18 protein-coding genes and 2 tRNA genes are annotated in these 17,652 nt (G+C 60.1%); 12 read left to right on the forward strand and 8 right to left on the reverse strand.

Translation table 11 applies throughout. The features are described 5' to 3' along the window. Positions 1-23 precede the first annotated feature (23 nt). From HDF10_RS17915 to hpnE, 4 genes are read left to right on the forward strand one after another with little or no spacing between them, the layout of a single operon-like run. Complete coding sequence (locus HDF10_RS17915) at positions 24-1,079, forward strand: zinc-dependent alcohol dehydrogenase (protein WP_183816197.1); 1,056 nt, start codon at positions 24-26, stop codon at positions 1,077-1,079. Continuing rightward, positions 1,076-2,017, forward strand: coding sequence for a squalene synthase HpnC (gene hpnC / locus HDF10_RS17920; RefSeq protein WP_311732809.1), 942 nt, complete (start codon positions 1,076-1,078; stop codon positions 2,015-2,017). The genes HDF10_RS17915 and hpnC overlap by 4 nt, the downstream gene beginning before the upstream one ends. Beyond that, on the forward strand, positions 2,014-2,952 hold the full coding sequence (locus HDF10_RS17925; protein WP_183815868.1) for a phytoene/squalene synthase family protein: 939 nt from the start codon (positions 2,014-2,016) through the stop codon (positions 2,950-2,952). Before hpnC ends, HDF10_RS17925 begins: the two co-directional genes overlap by 4 nt. After that, on the forward strand, positions 2,949-4,400 hold the full coding sequence (gene hpnE, locus HDF10_RS17930) for a hydroxysqualene dehydroxylase HpnE (protein WP_311732810.1): 1,452 nt from the start codon (positions 2,949-2,951) through the stop codon (positions 4,398-4,400). The genes HDF10_RS17925 and hpnE overlap by 4 nt, the downstream gene beginning before the upstream one ends. 141 nt (positions 4,401-4,541) lie before the next feature. Here the strand turns inward: hpnE and HDF10_RS17935 are convergent, their stop codons facing one another. The 8 genes from HDF10_RS17935 to HDF10_RS17970 form a co-directional block, all read right to left on the reverse strand. Continuing rightward, on the reverse strand, positions 4,542-4,925 hold the full coding sequence (locus HDF10_RS17935; RefSeq protein ID WP_183815870.1) for a hypothetical protein: 384 nt from the start codon (positions 4,923-4,925) through the stop codon (positions 4,542-4,544). Beyond that, the gene (locus tag HDF10_RS17940) at positions 4,922-5,341 is read right to left on the reverse strand and encodes an EamA family transporter (protein WP_183815872.1); all 420 of its coding nucleotides are present in this window, start codon (positions 5,339-5,341) and stop codon (positions 4,922-4,924) included. The genes HDF10_RS17935 and HDF10_RS17940 overlap by 4 nt, the downstream gene beginning before the upstream one ends. A gap of 107 nt (positions 5,342-5,448) precedes the next feature. Continuing rightward, positions 5,449-6,936 carry a hopanoid biosynthesis associated radical SAM protein HpnJ gene (hpnJ, locus tag HDF10_RS17945; protein WP_183815878.1) on the reverse strand — a complete coding sequence of 496 codons (1,488 nt, stop codon included), beginning with the start codon at positions 6,934-6,936 and terminating at the stop codon, positions 5,449-5,451. Between the two features lie 128 nt (positions 6,937-7,064). After that, positions 7,065-8,411, reverse strand: a complete 1,347-nt coding sequence (locus HDF10_RS17950; RefSeq protein WP_183815880.1) for a TolC family protein — start codon at positions 8,409-8,411, stop codon at positions 7,065-7,067. Between the two features lie 53 nt (positions 8,412-8,464). Further along, a complete protein-coding gene (locus tag HDF10_RS17955; protein WP_183815882.1) occupies positions 8,465-9,439 on the reverse strand; it encodes a tetratricopeptide repeat protein in 975 nt (324 codons plus the stop codon). 2 nt (positions 9,440-9,441) lie between these two features. After that, complete coding sequence (locus tag HDF10_RS17960; RefSeq protein WP_260177985.1) at positions 9,442-10,683, reverse strand: efflux RND transporter periplasmic adaptor subunit; 1,242 nt, start codon at positions 10,681-10,683, stop codon at positions 9,442-9,444. Between the two features lie 93 nt (positions 10,684-10,776). Continuing rightward, a complete protein-coding gene (recJ, locus tag HDF10_RS17965; protein WP_183815883.1) occupies positions 10,777-12,624 on the reverse strand; it encodes a single-stranded-DNA-specific exonuclease RecJ in 1,848 nt (615 codons plus the stop codon). Between the two features lie 9 nt (positions 12,625-12,633). Further along, the gene (locus HDF10_RS17970) at positions 12,634-13,092 is read right to left on the reverse strand and encodes a hypothetical protein (RefSeq protein ID WP_183815885.1); all 459 of its coding nucleotides are present in this window, start codon (positions 13,090-13,092) and stop codon (positions 12,634-12,636) included. Positions 13,093-13,102: 10 nt separating this feature from the next. Between HDF10_RS17970 and HDF10_RS17975 the strand changes: the two genes are divergently transcribed. The 8 genes from HDF10_RS17975 to HDF10_RS18010 all read left to right on the forward strand — a co-directional run bounded on the left by HDF10_RS17975 (position 13,103) and on the right by HDF10_RS18010 (position 17,645). Next, positions 13,103-13,501: a (2Fe-2S) ferredoxin domain-containing protein gene (locus tag HDF10_RS17975; protein ID WP_260177986.1), complete on the forward strand. Its 399-nt coding sequence runs from the start codon at positions 13,103-13,105 to the stop codon at positions 13,499-13,501. Between the two features lie 107 nt (positions 13,502-13,608). Beyond that, positions 13,609-13,887: a DUF507 family protein gene (locus tag HDF10_RS17980; protein WP_179638107.1), complete on the forward strand. Its 279-nt coding sequence runs from the start codon at positions 13,609-13,611 to the stop codon at positions 13,885-13,887. Beyond that, positions 13,884-14,159: a DUF507 family protein gene (locus HDF10_RS17985; protein ID WP_179582933.1), complete on the forward strand. Its 276-nt coding sequence runs from the start codon at positions 13,884-13,886 to the stop codon at positions 14,157-14,159. The genes HDF10_RS17980 and HDF10_RS17985 overlap by 4 nt, the downstream gene beginning before the upstream one ends. 98 nt (positions 14,160-14,257) lie before the next feature. Further along, positions 14,258-14,334: transfer RNA gene (locus HDF10_RS17990), tRNA-Glu, on the forward strand. A gap of 27 nt (positions 14,335-14,361) precedes the next feature. Further along, positions 14,362-14,438 (forward strand) — tRNA-Glu (locus HDF10_RS17995). Positions 14,439-15,151: 713 nt separating this feature from the next. Next, positions 15,152-15,580, forward strand: coding sequence for a hypothetical protein (locus HDF10_RS18000; RefSeq protein ID WP_183815887.1), 429 nt, complete (start codon positions 15,152-15,154; stop codon positions 15,578-15,580). A gap of 158 nt (positions 15,581-15,738) precedes the next feature. Further along, complete coding sequence (gene miaB / locus HDF10_RS18005; protein ID WP_183815889.1) at positions 15,739-17,121, forward strand: tRNA (N6-isopentenyl adenosine(37)-C2)-methylthiotransferase MiaB; 1,383 nt, start codon at positions 15,739-15,741, stop codon at positions 17,119-17,121. Next, positions 17,121-17,645, forward strand: coding sequence for a bifunctional nuclease family protein (locus tag HDF10_RS18010; RefSeq protein ID WP_183815891.1), 525 nt, complete (start codon positions 17,121-17,123; stop codon positions 17,643-17,645). Before miaB ends, HDF10_RS18010 begins: the two co-directional genes overlap by 1 nt. The last annotated feature ends 7 nt before the right edge of the window (positions 17,646-17,652 follow it).

The raw sequence follows: 17,652 nt of genomic DNA on the forward strand, positions 1-17,652 counted from the left end.
AAGATAGAAGAGTGAATGCTGAGATGACGGCGGCGGTGTTGTACGGCAAGGAAGATCTGCGGCTGGAACGCGTGGCCATACCGCAGGCCGGTGTCGGAGAGCTGGTGGTGCGGGTGGGCGCGGCGCTGACCTGTGGGACGGATCTGAAGGTCTATCGCCGAGGCTATCATGCCAAGATGCTGAAGCCGCCGATGCCGTTTGGGCATGAGCTGGCGGGGGTGGTGGAGGAGGTGGGCGCCGGGGTGACGGCGTTCAAGGTGGGGGACCGGGTGGTGGCTTTGAACTCGGCTCCGTGCGATGTCTGTTTTTTTTGCAGGCATGGACAGCAGAATCTTTGTGAAGACCTTTTGTTCAACAATGGGGCGTATGCGGAGTTTATTCGGATTCCGGCGCGGATCGTCGAGAAGAATACGTTAATTGTGCCGGAGGGGGTTCCGCTGGAGTTTGCGGCGCTGACTGAGCCTCTGGCTTGTGTGGTGCGCGGGCTGGAGGAGAGTGGAGCGAAGGCCGGGGACACGATGGTGGTGATCGGAGCGGGGCCGATTGGGTTGATGTTTATGCATGCGGCGGAGATCGCTGGGGTAGAGGTGATTGCCGTGGTGAAGCGCGAGGACCAGATTGAGGCGGCTAAGCTGTTTGGCGCGCGCGAGGTGGTTCATGTGGGCGCGGTGCCGGATGTGGTGGCGGCCACGCGTGCTCTGACTCCTGCGGGAAGAGGCGCGGATATCGTGATCGAGGCTGTGGCGGTTCCGGCGACGTGGGAGTGGGGGGTGGATATGGTGCGGAAGGGTGGGGTGGTGAATTTTTTTGGGGGTCCACCGAGCGGGACGAAGGTAAAGCTGGATACGAACCGGCTGCACTATGGCGACATTACGTTGAAGGCTAGCTTTCACCACACGCCGGCGACCTGCAGGACGGCGTTTGAGCTGGTGACGAGCGGGCGGTTCAAGTGCGCGGAGTACATTACGGGGCGAGCGGGACTGGACGAGGTGCCGGCGATCTTTGCGGGGATGATGCATCGGAATGGAAGTGCGCGGGACATCAAGACGGCGGTCTTTCCCGCTGGGGGGCCGCGGTGAGCGAGACGACTGCGATGCAGCATGCGCTGCTGGGAGCTCCGCATGAGTATTTGACGCCGCTGGAGAGGCCGACTCTTGCCGAGGCGCGGGCCTGGTGCAGAGAGCTGGCGACGTCGCACTATGAGAACTTCCATGTCGCGACATTTTTTCTCCCGACGAAGGTGAGGCCGCACTTCGAGAGCATCTACGCGTACTGCCGGGTGGCGGATGACCTGGGGGATGAGGTGGAGGATCGCGAGGTGGCGACTCGTCTGCTGAACACCTGGGGCGCGATGCTGGAGGAGTGCTACGACGCGCCGGAGCGGTCGATGCATCCGGTGTTTGTAGCGCTGCGGGAGACGATTCGCGAGTGCGATCCGCCGCGGCAGCTCTTTCTGGATCTGCTGCATGCGTTTCGGATGGATCAGTACAAGACGGAGTATGGGAGTTGGGAGGAGTTGCTGGAGTACTCGCATTACTCGGCGAATCCGGTGGGGCGGCTGGTGCTTTGGGTGTGCGGGTATACGGATGAGGCACGGGCGTTGATGTCTGACAAGGTTTGTACGGCGCTGCAACTGGCGAACTTCTGGCAGGATGTGGTGGAGGATAAGGAGCGGGGGCGACGGTATCTTCCGGCGGAGTCGATGGTGCGGTTCGGGGTGGAGGAGGGGCAGATCGAGGGGCGAGTGTTTACGCCGGAGTTTCGCGGGATGATCCAGGAGCTGGTGGTGCGGACGCGGGCGATGCTGCTGAAGGGTGGAGAGATCAGCCTGCATGTGGATAAAGAGCTGAAGGTGGTGCTGGATCTGTTTCGCAAGGGAGGAGAGGCGATTCTGAACGGCATTACGAGGCAGGACTTTGATGTGCTGCGGGGAAGACCGGTGGTGTCGAAGACGCGGAAGGCTGGTCTGCTGATCGAGGCGCTTTTGGGCAAGCTGAGCGCGGGGATGACTTCGTGACGATTGTTGAGGCTTATGCCGTGTGCACGGGGATTGCGCAGCGGGAGGCGAAGAATTTTTACTACTCGTTTCGCGTGTTGCCGGAGCCTAAGAGAGATGCGATGTGCGCGGTGTATGCGTTTATGCGCCGGGCCGATGATATCTCCGATGAGGAGACGATGCCGGTGGTGGAGCGGCGTGTGGTGATGTCGGAGTGGCTGAGTGCGTGGCGGGAGGCGCGGCGGAGCGGGGTGTCGGATGATCCGGTCTTTGTGGCGTTGAACGATACGCAGAAGAGGTTTGCGATTCCGGATGCGTTGCTGGAGGACCTGGTGCGGGGTACGACGATGGACCTCGAAGAGTCGCAGGCCGATGTGATTCTTGTAACTGATACGGTTGCAGATAAAACGCAGACGCTGCAGGTGTACGAGGATTTTGAGGGGTTGTATCGCTACTGCTATCTGGTGGCGTCGGTGGTGGGGCTGGTTTGCATTCGCATCTTTGGGTATAGCGATCCTCGGGCGGAGGTGCTGGCGGAGAAGACTGGCGTTGCGTTTCAGCTGACCAATATTTTGCGGGACGTGAGTGAGGATGCGGAGCGTGGACGGATCTATCTTCCGCTGCAGGATCTGACTGCGGGCAGGGTTGAGGTGAAACAGCTGCTGCAGGTGGTTCGTCGGGAGGCTGAGACGAAGGTGGTGCGGAGTTTGCTGGCCCAGGAGGCGGCGCGGGCGTTGATGTATTACGCTGCGGCCGAGGAGTTGCTGCCGCTGATCGACAAGGATAGCCGGGCGGCGTTGTGGGTGCTGGTGACGATCTATCGCGGGCTGCTGGAGCGGATTATGGCGAAGAACTACGATGTGTTTTCGGAGCGCGTGAGTGTGCCGACCTCGCGGAAACTTTTGATCCTGGCGCAAGGGATGGGGATGGCTGTGCGCAACCGGATGGTTTTGTGAGTGGTGGGATTGTGAGTGGTCCCGCTGTGAATGGTACAGCACATAGCGATGTGATTGTTGTTGGAGCCGGTGCAGCGGGACTTGCGGCGGCCAGTGCGCTGGCGCGGGCAGGGAAGTCTGTAACTGTTCTTGAACGTAAGCCTTATGTGGGCGGGAGAGCTTACTCGTATGAGCATCCTGCGCTGGGGGAGGTGGTGGACCAGCAGCATGTACTGCTGGGATGTTGCACGAACCTGATTGAGCTTTGCGAGCAGGCTGGCACTGCGGGCAAGATTCGGTGGTATGACGAACAGACTTTTCTCGAGCCGAATGGAAGTGCCAGCACGATTGTGACGAGCGATCTGCCTGCGCCGTTTCACTTCGCGCCCAGCTTTGCGCGCATGTCGATGCTGGGGTGGAAGGACAAGATTGGGCTTGCGCGTGGACTAATGGAGTTCTTTCGCGGGTATCCGGCGGAAGATACGGAGAGCGTCGAGCATTGGCTGAAGCGTACGAAGCAGACGGAGCTTTCGATTAGGCACTTCTGGAGCCCGATTGTGATGGCGACTTTGAATGATCGTCTGTCGCACTGCTCGACTCGGTATGCGGGCAAGGTTTTTCATGAGCTGTTTGTGAAGTCGTCTACGGGTGGGCGGCTGGGGATACCTACGGTTCCGCTGAGCGAGTTTTATGCGGCAGAGGCGCGGATGATCGAGGCTCACGGGGGGACGGTGCGGCTTCGGGCGAGCGTAGAGGGGTTGGTGCGGGAGGGGGATGGACGGTGGCGTATTTATACGGCTGACGCGGGGTATACGGCTGATGCTGTGATTCTGGCGCTCCCGTTTGAACAGACGCAGAGGCTGCTGCCGGCGGTTCGGGTGAATGAGGAGTTTGCGGGACGATATGCCGAGACTAAGGATGATCTTGAGTTGAAGATGGCTCGGCAGATGCACTCGCCGTTTACTTCGATTTTGCTTTGGTATGACCGCGAGATTACTGAGCTTGATCATGCGTGGCTGCTGGATACGACGATTGAGTGGTTCTTTCATAAGTCGCGAATCAGGCGGTATGCGAAGGAGAAGGGAAGCTATGTTGAGTTGGTGATCGCGGGCTCGCGGGCGCAGCTGAGCATGACCCGGGAGGAGATTCTCTCGTCGGCCTTGCGGGAGCTGGAGATGTTCTTTCCTGAGGTGAAGCAGGCGAAGCTGGTGAAGAGTGGGGTATTGAAGGAGGCTCGGGCTACGTTCTCGGTGACGACGGGGCTGGATCAGTTTCGTCCGAAGCAGCAAACGGAGTGGCCGGGGCTTTTTCTTGCGGGGGATTGGACTGCGACGGAGTGGCCTTCGACGATGGAGGGTGGGGTTCGGAGCGGGCGGCTGGCGGCGGGGGCGGTGGTGGGGGATTCGAAGCGATTTATGGCGGCGGAGACTCCGGCCAGTGGGTTGATGCGGTGGTTTAGTCGGGAGTAGCTAGCGACGAGATGTCCTGCCGGACGGGCCCACTTCGCGTGGGGCGGTCACTTCGTGACGTGTATACCTTGTCTTGCTAGGCGGAGTTTGAGGGGCCTCTCCCGTTGGTCGGAACGGGCAGTTGCTTTGCTTGGTTCTCGTTTATTTTGCGAGCAATGCTACGCCGGCGCAGACGAAGAGTGCGGCGATCCAGCGGCGGCTGTCTACGTTTTCTTTGAGGAAGAACTTTGCGGCAGCGGCGGTGGTGATGAAGGTGAGAGAAGCCGTTGCTGGGGCGATGAGGCTCAGGTCTGCTCCGGAGAGTGCGAAGAGGAGCGAGAAGAAGCTGAGGGCCATGCAGGTGATTCCAAGGAGGAACATGCCGCTGGAGAGGACGGCTTTGATGGCGCCTAGTAGGCCGGATTTGGCGCGGATGTCGTCGAGGTCGCCTAGCTTGCGCATGCCGCCGGCGATGAGGATGTCGCCGGCGGTGGCGGTGAGGACGACGACGGCGATGGTGGCCCAGGTGTGGAGGGCGTAGTTCATGGGAGGGCCTCGACTTCTACTGGGGCGTGCTCGGTGCGCGAGGGACCGTTGGCGACGAAGCCTACGCCGATGACGATGAGGGCAACGCCGAGCCAGCGGGAGCGGGAGACGTGCTCGTGGAGCCAGAAGCGCGAGAGGACGGTGACGATGACGTTGCCGAAGGCGGTGGCGGGGAGGACGAAGGTGATGTCGGCCCAGCTGAGGGCGGTCATGTAGCAGGCCATGAAGCCTAGCAAGACGATGATGCCGGAGATGATCCAGGGGCTTTTGAGAGCGAAGAAGAGTGCGCTGAGGTGATGAAGGGAGACGGGGCCGAGCTGCTTCATGCCGATGCCGAGGAGTGCGTCGCCGATGGAGGCGCCTAGCATGACGGCGATGAGGACGAGCCAGCGGCGGGGAGTGAGGGTGTGTTGCATCTCTTGATCGATCCGTTCTGGTGCTGAAAGCCCGGTGGTGAAAGCTAAGAGAAAGCGGCCAGCATCTGCATGCTGACCGCTCGTTAGATGCTTTGCCGACAGGGTAGTTATGCGTTCATGCTGACGGATTCCTGCGCCTTGGCGGCGTTGGCTTCCTTGACGGCGCGCACGGCCTTGTTGCGTTTGGAGCGGAGGCTCATGAAGGACTTTGCCTCGGTGTAGAGGCGGGGCACGTCGCGGTTGACGATGGCCTGCCAGACGACACGGAAGGCAGCCTTGGGGCGGAAGTAATACTCGTCGTAGAACTTGTGCACCATCTCCATGACGTACTCGACGGGGAGGCCGGGGTATTCGATGTGCGCCATCTGGTGGCCGCCCTCATCGCTCATGGCTTCGTTGGTGATGAAGCCGTTCTCCTTGGCGTAGTCGAAGAACTCGGTGCCAGGGAAGGCGTGGGCGATTGAGACCTGAATGGTCTCGCAGTCGAGCTGCTTGGCGAAGTCGATAGTGTTGCGGATCGACTCGCGGGTCTCTCCGGGGAGTCCGAGGATGAAGTCGCCGTGGACGACGAGGCCGAGCTTGTGGCAGTCGCGCTGGAAGTCGAGGGCACGTTGAACGGTGGCGCCCTTCTTGATGTTCTTGAGGATCTGAGGGTCACCGGACTCGTAGCCGACGATGAGGAGGCGGCAGCCGGCTTCCTTCATGGCTTTAAGGGTGTCGTAGTCGGTGGTGACGCGCGAGGTGCAGGACCAGGTGAGGCCGAGGGGTTTCAGCTTTTCGCAGAGCTCGATGGTGCGGGCCTTCTGGATGTTGAAGGTGTCGTCGTCGAAGAAGAACTCCTTGACGTGGGGGAAGAGTTCCTTCGCCTGCTTCATCTCGGCCGCCACATCATCCGTAGACCGCTTGCGCCAGGCATGGCCGGAGAGGGTCTGGGGCCAGAGGCAGAAGGTGCACTGGGCGGGGCAGCCGCGGGTGGAGTAGAGCGCTACGTAAGGGTGGAGGAGGAAGGGGACGTTGTACTTGGTGACGTCGAGGTCGCGGTGATAGATCTCCGTGGCCCAGGGCATCTCGTCGAGCTCTTCCGGGGTGACCTGTGGGCGGTCGGGGTTGTGGAGGATCTTGCCGGTGGATTTGTCCTTGTAGCTGATGCCGAGGATCTCGTTGAGCGGCTTTCCGTTGGCGTACTCGACGACGGAGAAGTCGAACTCGCGGCGGCAGATGAAATCGATCGCGGGGCACTCGTTGAGGGCTTTGTCGGGTGAGGTGGTCACCGGAGGGCCGACGAAGGAGATCTTGATATTCGGGTAGGTCTGCTTGATGACCTCGGCCATCTTCTGGTCACCGTCCCAGCCCATGGTGCTGGTGAAAAGCACGAGGAACTCGTAGTCCTTGAGGATCTCGACGACCTCCTGCCACTTGATGTGGTGGGGTGGGGCGTCGAGGAGACGGGAGCCTTCCAGCATGCCAGCTGGATAGGTGAGCCAGACGGGATACCAGTAGGACTCGATCTCGCGGGTTGCGGGCCAGCGGGAGCTGGCGCCACCGTCAAACTTCTCGAAGGAGGGCGGGTTCAGAAATAGTGTCTTGAGAGGCATAATAATAACTCGATTTTACCATTTCGTTAAGGGCTTGAGGGGCTTTTCTGACGTTTCGAGGAGGTATCTGATGCGATGCGTGAGTGCGCCAGACGATTCATTTCACAACGGATATTCGTGAATTTGGGTCAGGGTTTTGCGGGAGCGACGGGCTGTGCCTGCAGGGCCGCGGAGATCCAGCTTTCGAGGTCGCCGCTCTCTCGCATGAGATTGATCTGAGCCTGTTGCAGCTCGAAGTTGGCGTTGAGGACGGCGAGGAACTTTTCCCGTTCGGCGATGCGGGAGGTCTGCTCGTCTTTGGGCGTCATCTGGGTGCCCGTCATGTTTCCGTTGCCGGTGTTGAGTTGAACGAGGAGGACGTCGAGGTTCTGCTGGGCGAGCTGCTGATCAAGGGTGGCGATCTCGGCGCGGACGGCGAGTTCTGCTACGGCGTGCTGGATTTTGAGTCGGGAGTCGAAGAACTGATCGCGGATCGAGTCGGCTTCGTGCTGGGCGTGGGCGGCATCAGCGTCTGCCTCGCGTGCTTTGGCTTTGTGGGCGACGTCGAAGAAGGGAATGGTGATCTGGACGCCGATGGCGGCGTTGTTCTGCTGGAAACGGAAGTAGTAGTCCTGCAGGTTGTTGAACTTTGCGAAGCGGCTGTACTGGGCTTGGAGAACGATCTGCGGCCGCCAGAGGTAGCGGTTCTCTCCAAAGGCGATCTCACGCTTGGAACGCGCGTTGGCGAAGGCAGACTCGACGGCGGGGCTGGAGCCGATTAGCGTTGCGTTGATGTCGGCGGACTTGCCGTCGAGCAGGTCGCCGGTGAGGGCGGGAACGCTGCTGCCGGAGGTGCTGATGCCTTGCGGGGGCAGGCCGAGGAGGCGCGCCAGATGAGCCTGGTCAGTAGCCGCCTCGTCGTCCACGCGAAGACGGGCGAGATGGATCTGCGCTGCGGTGAGGCGGGCGGTGGTGAGATCGAGGGGGGTGTCCTGACCGGAGGTGAGACGATCCTCGACGATGGAGACGAGATGGTCGGCGAAGCCTTGCTGCTGCTGGAGGACGGTCTGTCGCTGAAGGTCGCGATGGAGCGCGAGGTAGGTGATAGCGGTGTCTTCGGTGACGGCCTCGCGAACGTCCTTGAGTGCGAGGCCGGCCGCTTCGAGGGAGGCCTTGGCGCCGCGGATGTAGTCGCGTTGGGGATAGCTGAAGACAAGAGACTGCGCGGTGAGGTTGTAGATGGAAGGCTGGCCCAGCGGGAATCCGTAGGAGGGAGGGCCGATGGAGGATGCGCCGACAACATTTGGGACGAAGGCGTCTATGAGTTGATCGAGGGCGGCCTGCGCCTTGTTGACGTCGGCCTGCGCGGTGAGAACTTTGGGGCTGTTCTTCAGGGCCAGACCTACCGCGCTGGTAAACGATATCTGCGCGATGGCAGGCGTCACGGCACAAGCCACAGCAGAGCACGCGATCAATTGGCGAAGAAGACGAATCATACTTGCTGGGAGATTCCTTAGGAACGGTTAGAGATCATGGTACCGCCTTTTGCCTACGATCCCTGTAATGCTTTGCGGGCGGGTACATAGTTCGATGCGAGGGAGAGAGCTGCGAGGTATTCGTTGTGAGCTCCGGCGGTGTCTCCGCTTTGGGCGAGAAGGCCACCTAGCTGGAGATGAACTTTGAAGGCGGGGGCTCCGTCGGTTTTGCCTGAGGCTGCGAGGTAGGTGCGAAGGAGACTGATGGCTAGTTGGGGTGAGTTGTGAGCCTCCGAGAGGGTGGTGGCGGCGTCGACCAGGGGAGGGCCTTTGCGGTGATCGGCGGCTACGGCGGCTCGAAGGGCTTCGAGCATCTTGTCCGGCTGATTGTGGCGCTTGTAGAAATCGCCCAGGTCGATGTAGGCTTCGGGCGTTTTGCCTGCAGCGACAGCGGCCTGATACTCGGCCTCCGCGGCTGCGCTGTTTTTTTTCTTCTCTGCGATGAGGGCCAGGAGGCGGTGGGATTGAGCGGGGAAGCTGGGCTGCATTCTGGCGGCGAGAGCCTGGGCTTTGTCGGTGCCGCCGCCGATCATGGAAGGGGCCGCGACGTAGTATTCGCCGAGGTCGCTCATGGCCTGGAAGTTTTCGGGGCTGAGTTGGACGGCGCGCTCGAACTCGTTGTGAACCTTGATGGCGAGGCTTAACGCGGAGAACGGGCTGGCATGGGCGGCCTTGTATCCATAGGCGCGGGCGAGCCACATGTGATCTTCGCTGCTGTCGGGTGCGTTGGTTACGGCTAGTTCGCACTCGTGGATGGCGGGGTCGGCTTTCTCCTGGGCGTAATAGACGCGGCAGAAGAGCTGATGGGCAAGCGCATTGTTGGGTTGGGAGGCGAGGAGATCCTGGAGCATGGCTGCGGCTTCGTCGACGCGACCCTGCTGGAGGAGGGCGTTGGCCTGGGTTTCGTCAGCAGCGAGTAGGGGAGTCGTGAAGAGGAGGGCGAGCAGGAACGCGTGGGGAAGACGAAACGGGCGTGTCGAAGGGGACATAGCTACTCGACTATTTTGACGGGGAGCCCATTGGTGAGTTCACGGTTGTTGACGGCGCTGAGGGCGACCGTGTCTTTTTCGGAGAGGCCGGTGACGATTTCGAGGCGGGTGAGATTGACTCCGACGCCTACCTGAACGGGGGTGCGGACGAGCCTGTTGTTGACGACGCGAAAGACGAAGTCTCCGCCTTCGGTGTGGAGGGCTTCGCGGGGGACGCTGAGGACGTTGAAGCGCTGCGAGGTGGTGACGGTGACGACGACATTGGTGTTGGGGAGGAGGTCGCCGCGGGCGTCGTCGACGGTGATGATGCACTCGCCGACGTTGCGTGTGCCGTAGGTGATGACGGTGGAGGGGGCGCGGCTGATATGGCCGTGCCAGGCCTGAGTGGGCTTTGCATCCCAGACGATCTTGACGGCCTGACCTACTGCGAGTTTTCCGATCTCGGGCTCGTCGAAGTAGGCTCGGACCTGGATCCTGTTCAGGTCGGCTTCATCGAGGAGGTTTTCGCCGGCGGGGACGAAGTCGTAGTTGGAGACGGGGATGGAGTAGACGGTTCCGGGGAACGGGGCGCGAATATTGGCGTTGGCGTAGGCGGCCTTTGCGGCGGCGAGGGAGGCTTGTGCATCGGCGAGCTGGGCTTCGGCGCGGGACCGGTCCGTGGCGCCGTAGCGCTGGGTGCTGCGGGTCTGAAGGCCCTTGACGGAACTTTCGGCGGTGAGGAGTCGCTGTTCGGCGGAGGCTACCTCGCTAGCGGAGGCGGCTCCCTTCTGCTGGAGGGCCTTGAGTGCTCCGAGATCTTTTGCGGCCTGCCGCTGCTGCTGCTCGGCGCGGCTGAGATCACCGGAGAGTCCTATGCGCTCGTCCTGCGAGCCTCCCTGACCGATGTCGTGGAGGGTCGCCTGGGCGGTGTGAACTGCGGCGTTTGCGGCTGCGATCTTGGCGACAGCGTCGGCGTCATCCATCTTGACGAGGAGCTGGCCTGCTTTGACCTTCTGGCCAACCTCGACGTAAACCTTTTCGACGACACCTGGGGCTGTCGCGACGGCAGGGAACTCTTCGATGGGCTCGACCTTGCCGTTGGTCGAGACGGAGCTGACGATGTTCTGGTGGTCGACGACTGCGATGCGAACGCCAACCATGTCGCGGGTGGACGAGCGCACGATGATGAAGCCGATGGCGATGATTGCGAGGAAGATGCCCCACAGCATTACAGGATTTAGCCGTCTTGTCTCAGTAGTGGGCATCAGTCGAAGGTTCAGTATATAAGACGCTGCACGCGGTCCGATCGGACCAGAAACTTTTGAGGATAAGGTAGTTAACCGATGCGATGCAGCGGGTCAGGCGAGCCGGAGAGCGACTAACTCCAGCTCCAGACCGGGGAACTGAGGGTTGGTTTTGGACTTCAATCTGTAAGCGGCATCGAGCTGTGAGCCTGTATTGAGGCCTATTTCAGCGCAGCGGGCTGGCCAGTCTATGGTGCGGCTCCAGCCTAGAGCGCTGATACGGGTGATTGTGCCGGAACTCAGAAGGCCGGGGCTGTGAAGCTGGAGGCAGATGTGTTTTTCTTTGATGAATCGAACGGGCGCGGAGAGGGTGAGGCCGCGGGTGAGGAAGACGGGCTCGCGGTTGCCGATGCCGAAGGGCTCGCAGCGGGTGAGCCAGTCGTAAAAACTCTGGGTGAGGTCGCTGAGGAGAAGCTCGGCGTCGCACTCGAGTGGAGGTGCGGTGATCTCTCCGGTGAGTCTGGGGGCGCCGTAGCGCTGCATGCGTTCGCGGAGGAGGGGCGTGCGGTCGGAGGGCATGGAGAAGCCGACGGCGTGGGCGTGGCCACCGAACCTGGAGAAGAGCGGTGCGTCTGATGGGGTTAGCGGCTCGTGGACCGCACTTATGGCGTCGAGCAGGTGGAAGCCGTTGATGGAGCGACCGGATCCGTGGGCGTGGCCGTCTTCGTGGGTCATGACGATGGCAGGTCTGCCGGTGCGGTCGACGACGCGGGAGGCGAGGATGCCGAGGACGCCGCGATGCCACTCGGGGTCGTCGAGGATGATGCACTCGGCGAGGTAGTCCCCGAGGCTGTCGCGCAGGGCGGAGAGTTGGGCATCGATGGCTTCGAGTGCTTTGGCTTCGGTGGCGCGGCGCTCGTCGTTGAGGCGGTTGAGTTTGTCTGCAAGGTTGGTGGCGCGGGCGGGGTCTTTGGTGAGGAAGAGCTCGACGACGTCGCCGGCGATGTCCATGCGGCCTGCGGCGTTGATGCGGGGGGCGAGTCGAAAGCCGACTTCGGTGGCGGTGGGTGGGCGATTGATGGGGATCTGCGCTACCTGCATGAGGGCGCGCAGTCCGGGCTGGACAGGGTTGCGAAGCTCTTTGAGGCCGAGGGCCGCGATGACCCGGTTCTCTCCTTCGAGGGGGACCGAGTCGGCGATGGTGGCGATGGCGACCAGCTTGAGAAAGGAGGGAATCAGGCCGCGTTTCAACTTTGCGCGCTGCTCTTCGGTCTCGGTTGCGGCCAGCAGGAGAGCATGGGCGAGTTTGAAGGCTACTGCTGCGCCGCAGAGATGTTTGAAGGGGTAGGGGCAGTTCTGCTGAGCGGGATTGAGGACTGCGACCGCGTCCGGAATGCCGATGACGCCGTCGGGGAGGTGGTGGTCGGTGACGATGAGGTCCATGCCGAGAGCCTTAGCTTCTTCGGCTGCAGCGAAGGCTCGGATGCCGGTGTCTACGCTGATGACGAGACGGATGCCAGAAGCGGCGGCTTCTCCGAGGACGCCAGTCTGTATGCCGTAGCCCTCGCGGATGCGGTGAGGGACGTGGTAGGTGACGGTGGCTGGGGTCTCTTTGGGGGCGATGCGTTCGATGGCGGTCTTGAGGAGGACGGTGGCGGTGGTGCCGTCGACGTCGTAGTCGCCGTAGATGAGGATGGGTTGGCTGGTGCGGACGGCGTGCTGGATGCGGGCGACGGCGGTGTCCATGCCGAGCATGAGCATGGGGTCGATGAGGTCGTCGAGGGTTGGGGTGAAGAAGGTCTGGGCTTCCGCTGTGTTGGAGATGGCTCTGGAGACGAGGATCTGAGCGATTGCGTACGGACAGCCTAGGGCATCAACGAGCTTCCGAACGGCAGTCTCGTCTGCGGGGCGGGTGGTCCAGGCTGGCAGCCCAGCTGGATTGCCAACGGGGGCGGTGGACATTGGCTTTGTTTACTCGTCGCTGTCGTCGACTACGATGCCGCCGAGGTCGGTGACGGTCTCCATGAGGTTCTGGAAGCTGTCGTACCAGTCGGTTGCGACCTCGAAGATGAACATGACGCCCTGGTGGGCGAAGCCGAGCTGGAGGTAGCCGACTTTGCCGACGTGGTTGACGAGATACTCGGCGTCGTCGAGCTCTTCGGAGTTGTCGTCGGGGAAGGTCTGGTCGCGAAGCTGTTCGAGCAGGATGGCGACGTCCGATTTTTCGAGGATGACTTCGCTCATGGTGACGAAAGGGGAGCCGGCAGCCTTGGCGTGCTCGACGAAGTCCTTCCATCCGTCGGGGTTTTCTTCTTCGAAGATGACGGTGGGGACATCTTCGGTGATGTAGGCGTTGAGGCGACGCATGCCGTGGCCGGCGATGAAGGCCACCATGTCGTCTTTGAGCGAGATAAGATTGTCAGGTTGCATTCGATAAGTATTGTCTCAGAAACGCCGGTGCATCGCACGAGAGACTTCGTTGCGGGCGCGGCTGTCGGCTGGTGGAAGGGAATCTGGATTGGCAAAGTTCAAGCATCATGTTTTTATCTGCATCAATGAACGGGACGAGAGCGCATCGCGGCCGAGTTGCAGCGGCGAAGGTAGCAGGGGGCTGAAATCGGCCTTCAAGGATGCGGTGAAGGACGCGGGGTTGAAGGGGCAGATTCGGGCGAATGAGCTTGGCTGTCTCGACCAGTGCGAGCATGGGCCGGTGGTGGTGGTCTATCCGGATGCGGTGTGGTACGGGGCTGTCTCTGCGAACGATGTGGGGGAGATTGTGACGGAACATCTGCTGCATGGGCGTCCGGTGGAGCGGCTGCGGCTGGCGATACTTGTCTGAATACAGAGAGTTGTCCGCATAAGCCCATGCTGAAACGTATGTGATGGTGCGGTGAGGAGCGGGCGGTGGATGCGCCGTTACGCGTGGTATATTCGAAGGAAAGTCAAATGATTTTTTCAAAAGATTACGTTGGATACCTGGCGCGCCAGACGGTTAAGCATTTAGTCGCCGAGAAGATGATCCACACTGACAAACCGGCTGTGGTCAACGAACGCGTCACTGCGGGAATGGTGGATGAGCTGGCGCTGGAAGACCGGATCAACGATGAGGTTCGCGTGATCCTTGAGGCCTTTCAGGATGACATGCGCAAGACCGGCGCGAGCTATCCGGAGATGTTCAAGAAGGTTAAGAACGAGTTGGCCCGCAAGTATAAGGCGGTGCTGTGAGAATCTCTCGCGACAAGCTGAACAAGCTGGCTCATACGGTGGCAGATACCCTGGCGGAGATTCCGGAGGTCGATTTTCTGGAGGATCGGAATACGATTCGGCAGGAGGCTCGGAAGGCTCTGGAGAAGCTGCTGATGGAAGAGACGAAGATCGATGCGGCGGCTCGGCAGAAGATCGCTTCGCAGCGAAAGATCATCGTGGAAGGGTCGCAGGAGTGGGACATCCTGTACCGCAAGTACTACAACGACGAGGTAAAGAAGCTGGGGCTGTAAAGGCTTCTTTTTCAGAGGGCCGCAGGCCGCTCAGCAGCGTCGTTAGCTGATATAATTTGTATATCGCAGTGGAGAAGTTCCTCTCCTGTTTGGTTTCTGGCGTCATGGTGTAACTGGTTAACACGCCGCCCTCTCAAGGCGGAGAGTACGGGTTCGATCCCCGTTGACGCTACCAATCCTTTCCTTCTGCAACTTCGTGTTTGGCGCCATGGTGTAACTGGTTAACACGCGGCCCTTTCAAGGCTGAGAGTACGGGTTCGATCCCCGTTGGCGCTACCAACCCTTCAACAACTTAGACAGAGAAAACGGTCGTCCGGTTCCCCGCGTAGCCGGCACTGGTCAGGGTTGCGCAGGCTTCTCGAGCGGAGCCGAAGATGCGCTCCGTCGGTGTGTGAATCCAATGTGAAAGTCAGGACTACCGGCTCCAAACATTTGGCGAATTTGAAGGAGCGTCTGCGTCTAATGAAGAGATAGAGGAAACGTTCTTCAACCCCCGATCACCATAGGTAGAGGGCCGTCGTGGCTCTGCTAGCGACACAATGGCAATGCAACGTTGAAAGGGCAGGTTATAGCTGATGTTAATGAACCAAAGTCAACTTCTTTCCTCCTGGCCGAACCTCGAAAAGTGGCCGGAGTGTGATGAGGGCATAGAGCTTACGCGGAGTTTTCTGAAAGCCGTCCGTGAGTGCGTGAACACGTTAGGTAAGCGCAGGACAAGCGGCAGGCGTGCAGAACTTTTGTGGACCTATAACGCGATGGTGCAGCATAGCGACAGTTGTAAGAAGTGCAATGAGAATTGATTCGATTGATTCGATTCCAAGAGGCGAGATGGGCACAGGGCGAGTGTGCCCATTGACCTTTAATGTTTCACAAAGCCACAAATCTCCCGGGGGCAAGCAGTTTTGAAACTTCGGGCGTAGCGGGGCGCCCCTTCAAGCCATCGGCAGCCGAGACGCAGCGAACGGCTATTTGACAATACTTTTGACATCAACATGCCCATGACGTTCGTGGATGTGAGAGGGCTTGTTTTTCTTCCGATACGAAACGCTTCGACGTTCGAGACCACTATCCAAACAGAGTCGAAAGAAAAGAACTTGTGCAATGGGGGCCATGTAGCCAAATCGCAGAGCGAGGTGAACGTTATGGAAATATGCATAAAGTACGGCGGCAAACTCCACTGTCACTACATTCCAATCATCGAATACCCGATAACATTCAAAATTCCAGGTATTGGGCCTATTAATTACCCGGCATTTCTTGTGGACGCAACGCTAGTGGCTTCGATGCATGCCGCAGCGAGCAAAGTGTCGGATGAAAAAGTGAAGGCAGCTTTGAACAGCGGAATAGTGGCCTCTGTAAAAGCGATGCAGGATCACGCTGGCGCAGACGTCCAGATTAAATTGGCAGGGGCGGAGCGTTAGGACAATCTTGTGAGAGCTGCAAAGCCCACCACCTGGGAAGACGGTGGGCTTTGCATCCCCGCGACCAGTCCTTTTCCTCGAACCGGGCTTGAGTCGAAGGCCACTCAAGTCATAAGCCTAGTGTCAATCGTGCTTTAGCGAACGGCTATACTGTAGCAGTGAGTAAGACTTTTTATATTGAGACGTTTGGCTGCCAGATGAATGCCCATGACTCGGAGAAGGTCATCGGGACGCTGGAGCAGCAGGGGTATGCCCGCGTGCAGGATGAGGACGCGGCCGGGTTGATCTTGTATAACACCTGTTCGATTCGCGATAAGGCGGAGCAGAAGGTATTTCATCGGCTGAATGAGTACAAGAAGCTGCAGGGTGAGGGGAAGAAGTTCGCTGTGCTGGGCTGCGTCGCTCAGCAGGAGGGCGAGAAGATCTTTGAGAAGGCTCCGTATGTGTCGATGGTGGCGGGGTCGGCTTCGTACCGGAATCTGCCGGAGATGCTGCGGCGGCTGGAGGCTGGGGAAGAGCGGATTACGGGGCTCGATGACCGGCAGACTGATCTGACGTTTGAGACCGAGTTTACGGCGCGGTCGAATCCGCATCGTGGGTATATCACGATCATTGAGGGTTGCGACAAGTTTTGCGCTTACTGCGTGGTGCCTTATACGCGCGGCAAGGAGCGCAGCCGGACTGCGGCTTCGGTCTTGGTTGAGGCGAAGAAGATGGTGGACCTGGGGTTCACGGAGATTCAGTTTCTTGGTCAGAATGTGAACTCGTACCGTGATCCTTCGGGAAGGATGTCGTTTGCGGAGTTGCTGGTTGCGGTTGGGGAGCTGCCGGGGATTCGACGCGTGCGGTTTACGACTTCGCATCCGCGGGACTTTACGCGGGACATTGTGCAGGCGATCGATGACACGCCGACACTCTGCGACCATATTCATCTGCCGGTGCAGTCGGGGTCGAGTGCGGTGCTGAAGGCTATGTCGCGGGAGTATACGCGGGAGTGGTATCTGGAGCGGATGAGTTGGATCAAGGCGGCCAAGCGCGATATCAGCATTACCAGCGACATGATTGTGGGTTTTCCGGGCGAGACGGACGCGGATTTTGAGGAGACCATTACGCTGGTGGGCGAGGTGCAGTACGACGCGGTGTTTGCGTTCAAGTTTTCGCCGAGGCCGAACACGCCAGCGGTGACGATGGCGGACAGCATTCCGGATGAGGTGAAGTCGGAGAGGCTGCGGATTTTGATGGACCGGCAGCGGGAGATTCAGCGGGAGCACTATGGACGGCATCTGGGTGAGGTGCAGGAGGTGATGGTGGAGAGCTACAATCCTTCGCGCAACCAGGTAGTCGGACGCAGTTCGCAGAACAAGACGGTGAACTTCTCGACTGTGCAGATTGTGCAGGCTCAGCCTCCGATCGGGAGTTATCTACCGGTGCGGATTACGCAGACGCTGCCGAACTGCCTGGTGGGTGAGGCGATCGCCGAGGCGGACCCGTTGCCTTTTGTGGCGGTGCAACGGGCTGCGGATTTTGTGGTGCTCAACTGATGAATCCCTCTTCTGTTCAACCCGTCGTGCAGGCTCCTGATGAAGTCGAGATGCAGATTCGCGGGCTCATGATGGACCCGGTTACGAATATGCCCATCATTGTGCTGAAGGATGTTGGGAGCGATCTGGTGCTGCCGATCTGGGTGGGGATCTTCGAGGCGAATGCGATTGCCCTGGAACTGGAGAAGACAGCTACGCCGCGCCCGATGACGCATGACCTGTTGCAGAACATGGCTCGTGGGCTGAATGCCGAGGTGCGCAAGGTGGTGGTGTCAGAGCTGCGGGATGATACGTTTTTTGCGGTGATCTGGATGGACCAGGCGGGCGAGACGGTGACGATGGATGCGAGGCCGTCGGATGCGATTGCGCTGGCGCTGCGGTGGGACTGCCCAATCTATGTCAATCGCACGGTACTCGAGAACTCGAAGCAGGCTGCCAGCGGCTCCCCGAATGTGAATGCCGAGGAGATGCGGCGGTGGCTTGAAAATCTGAATGACGATGACATGGGCCGCTACAAAATGTAACGGTTTT

This window comes from Tunturiibacter empetritectus (assembly GCF_014201375.1).
Taxonomy (GTDB): Bacteria; Acidobacteriota; Terriglobia; order Terriglobales; family Acidobacteriaceae; genus Edaphobacter; species Edaphobacter lichenicola_D.

What these genes read in the sequence shown, in the direction of transcription:
- HDF10_RS17915 (WP_183816197.1), top strand. Translation starts at nt 24, where the DNA reads ATGACGGCGGCGGTGTTGTACGGCAAGGAAGATCTGCGGCTGGAACGC.
- HDF10_RS17935 (WP_183815870.1), bottom strand. Translation starts at nt 4,925, where the DNA reads ATGAACTACGCCCTCCACACCTGGGCCACCATCGCCGTCGTCGTCCTC.
- HDF10_RS17940 (WP_183815872.1), bottom strand. Translation starts at nt 5,341, where the DNA reads ATGCAACACACCCTCACTCCCCGCCGCTGGCTCGTCCTCATCGCCGTC.
- hpnJ (WP_183815878.1), bottom strand. Translation starts at nt 6,936, where the DNA reads ATGCCTCTCAAGACACTATTTCTGAACCCGCCCTCCTTCGAGAAGTTT.
- HDF10_RS17950 (WP_183815880.1), bottom strand. Translation starts at nt 8,411, where the DNA reads ATGATTCGTCTTCTTCGCCAATTGATCGCGTGCTCTGCTGTGGCTTGT.
- HDF10_RS17955 (WP_183815882.1), bottom strand. Translation starts at nt 9,439, where the DNA reads ATGTCCCCTTCGACACGCCCGTTTCGTCTTCCCCACGCGTTCCTGCTC.
- HDF10_RS17960 (WP_260177985.1), bottom strand. Translation starts at nt 10,683, where the DNA reads ATGCCCACTACTGAGACAAGACGGCTAAATCCTGTAATGCTGTGGGGC.
- recJ (WP_183815883.1), bottom strand. Translation starts at nt 12,624, where the DNA reads ATGTCCACCGCCCCCGTTGGCAATCCAGCTGGGCTGCCAGCCTGGACC.
- HDF10_RS17970 (WP_183815885.1), bottom strand. Translation starts at nt 13,092, where the DNA reads ATGCAACCTGACAATCTTATCTCGCTCAAAGACGACATGGTGGCCTTC.
- HDF10_RS17980 (WP_179638107.1), top strand. Translation starts at nt 13,609, where the DNA reads ATGATTTTTTCAAAAGATTACGTTGGATACCTGGCGCGCCAGACGGTT.
- HDF10_RS18000 (WP_183815887.1), top strand. Translation starts at nt 15,152, where the DNA reads ATGCCCATGACGTTCGTGGATGTGAGAGGGCTTGTTTTTCTTCCGATA.
- HDF10_RS18010 (WP_183815891.1), top strand. Translation starts at nt 17,121, where the DNA reads ATGAATCCCTCTTCTGTTCAACCCGTCGTGCAGGCTCCTGATGAAGTC.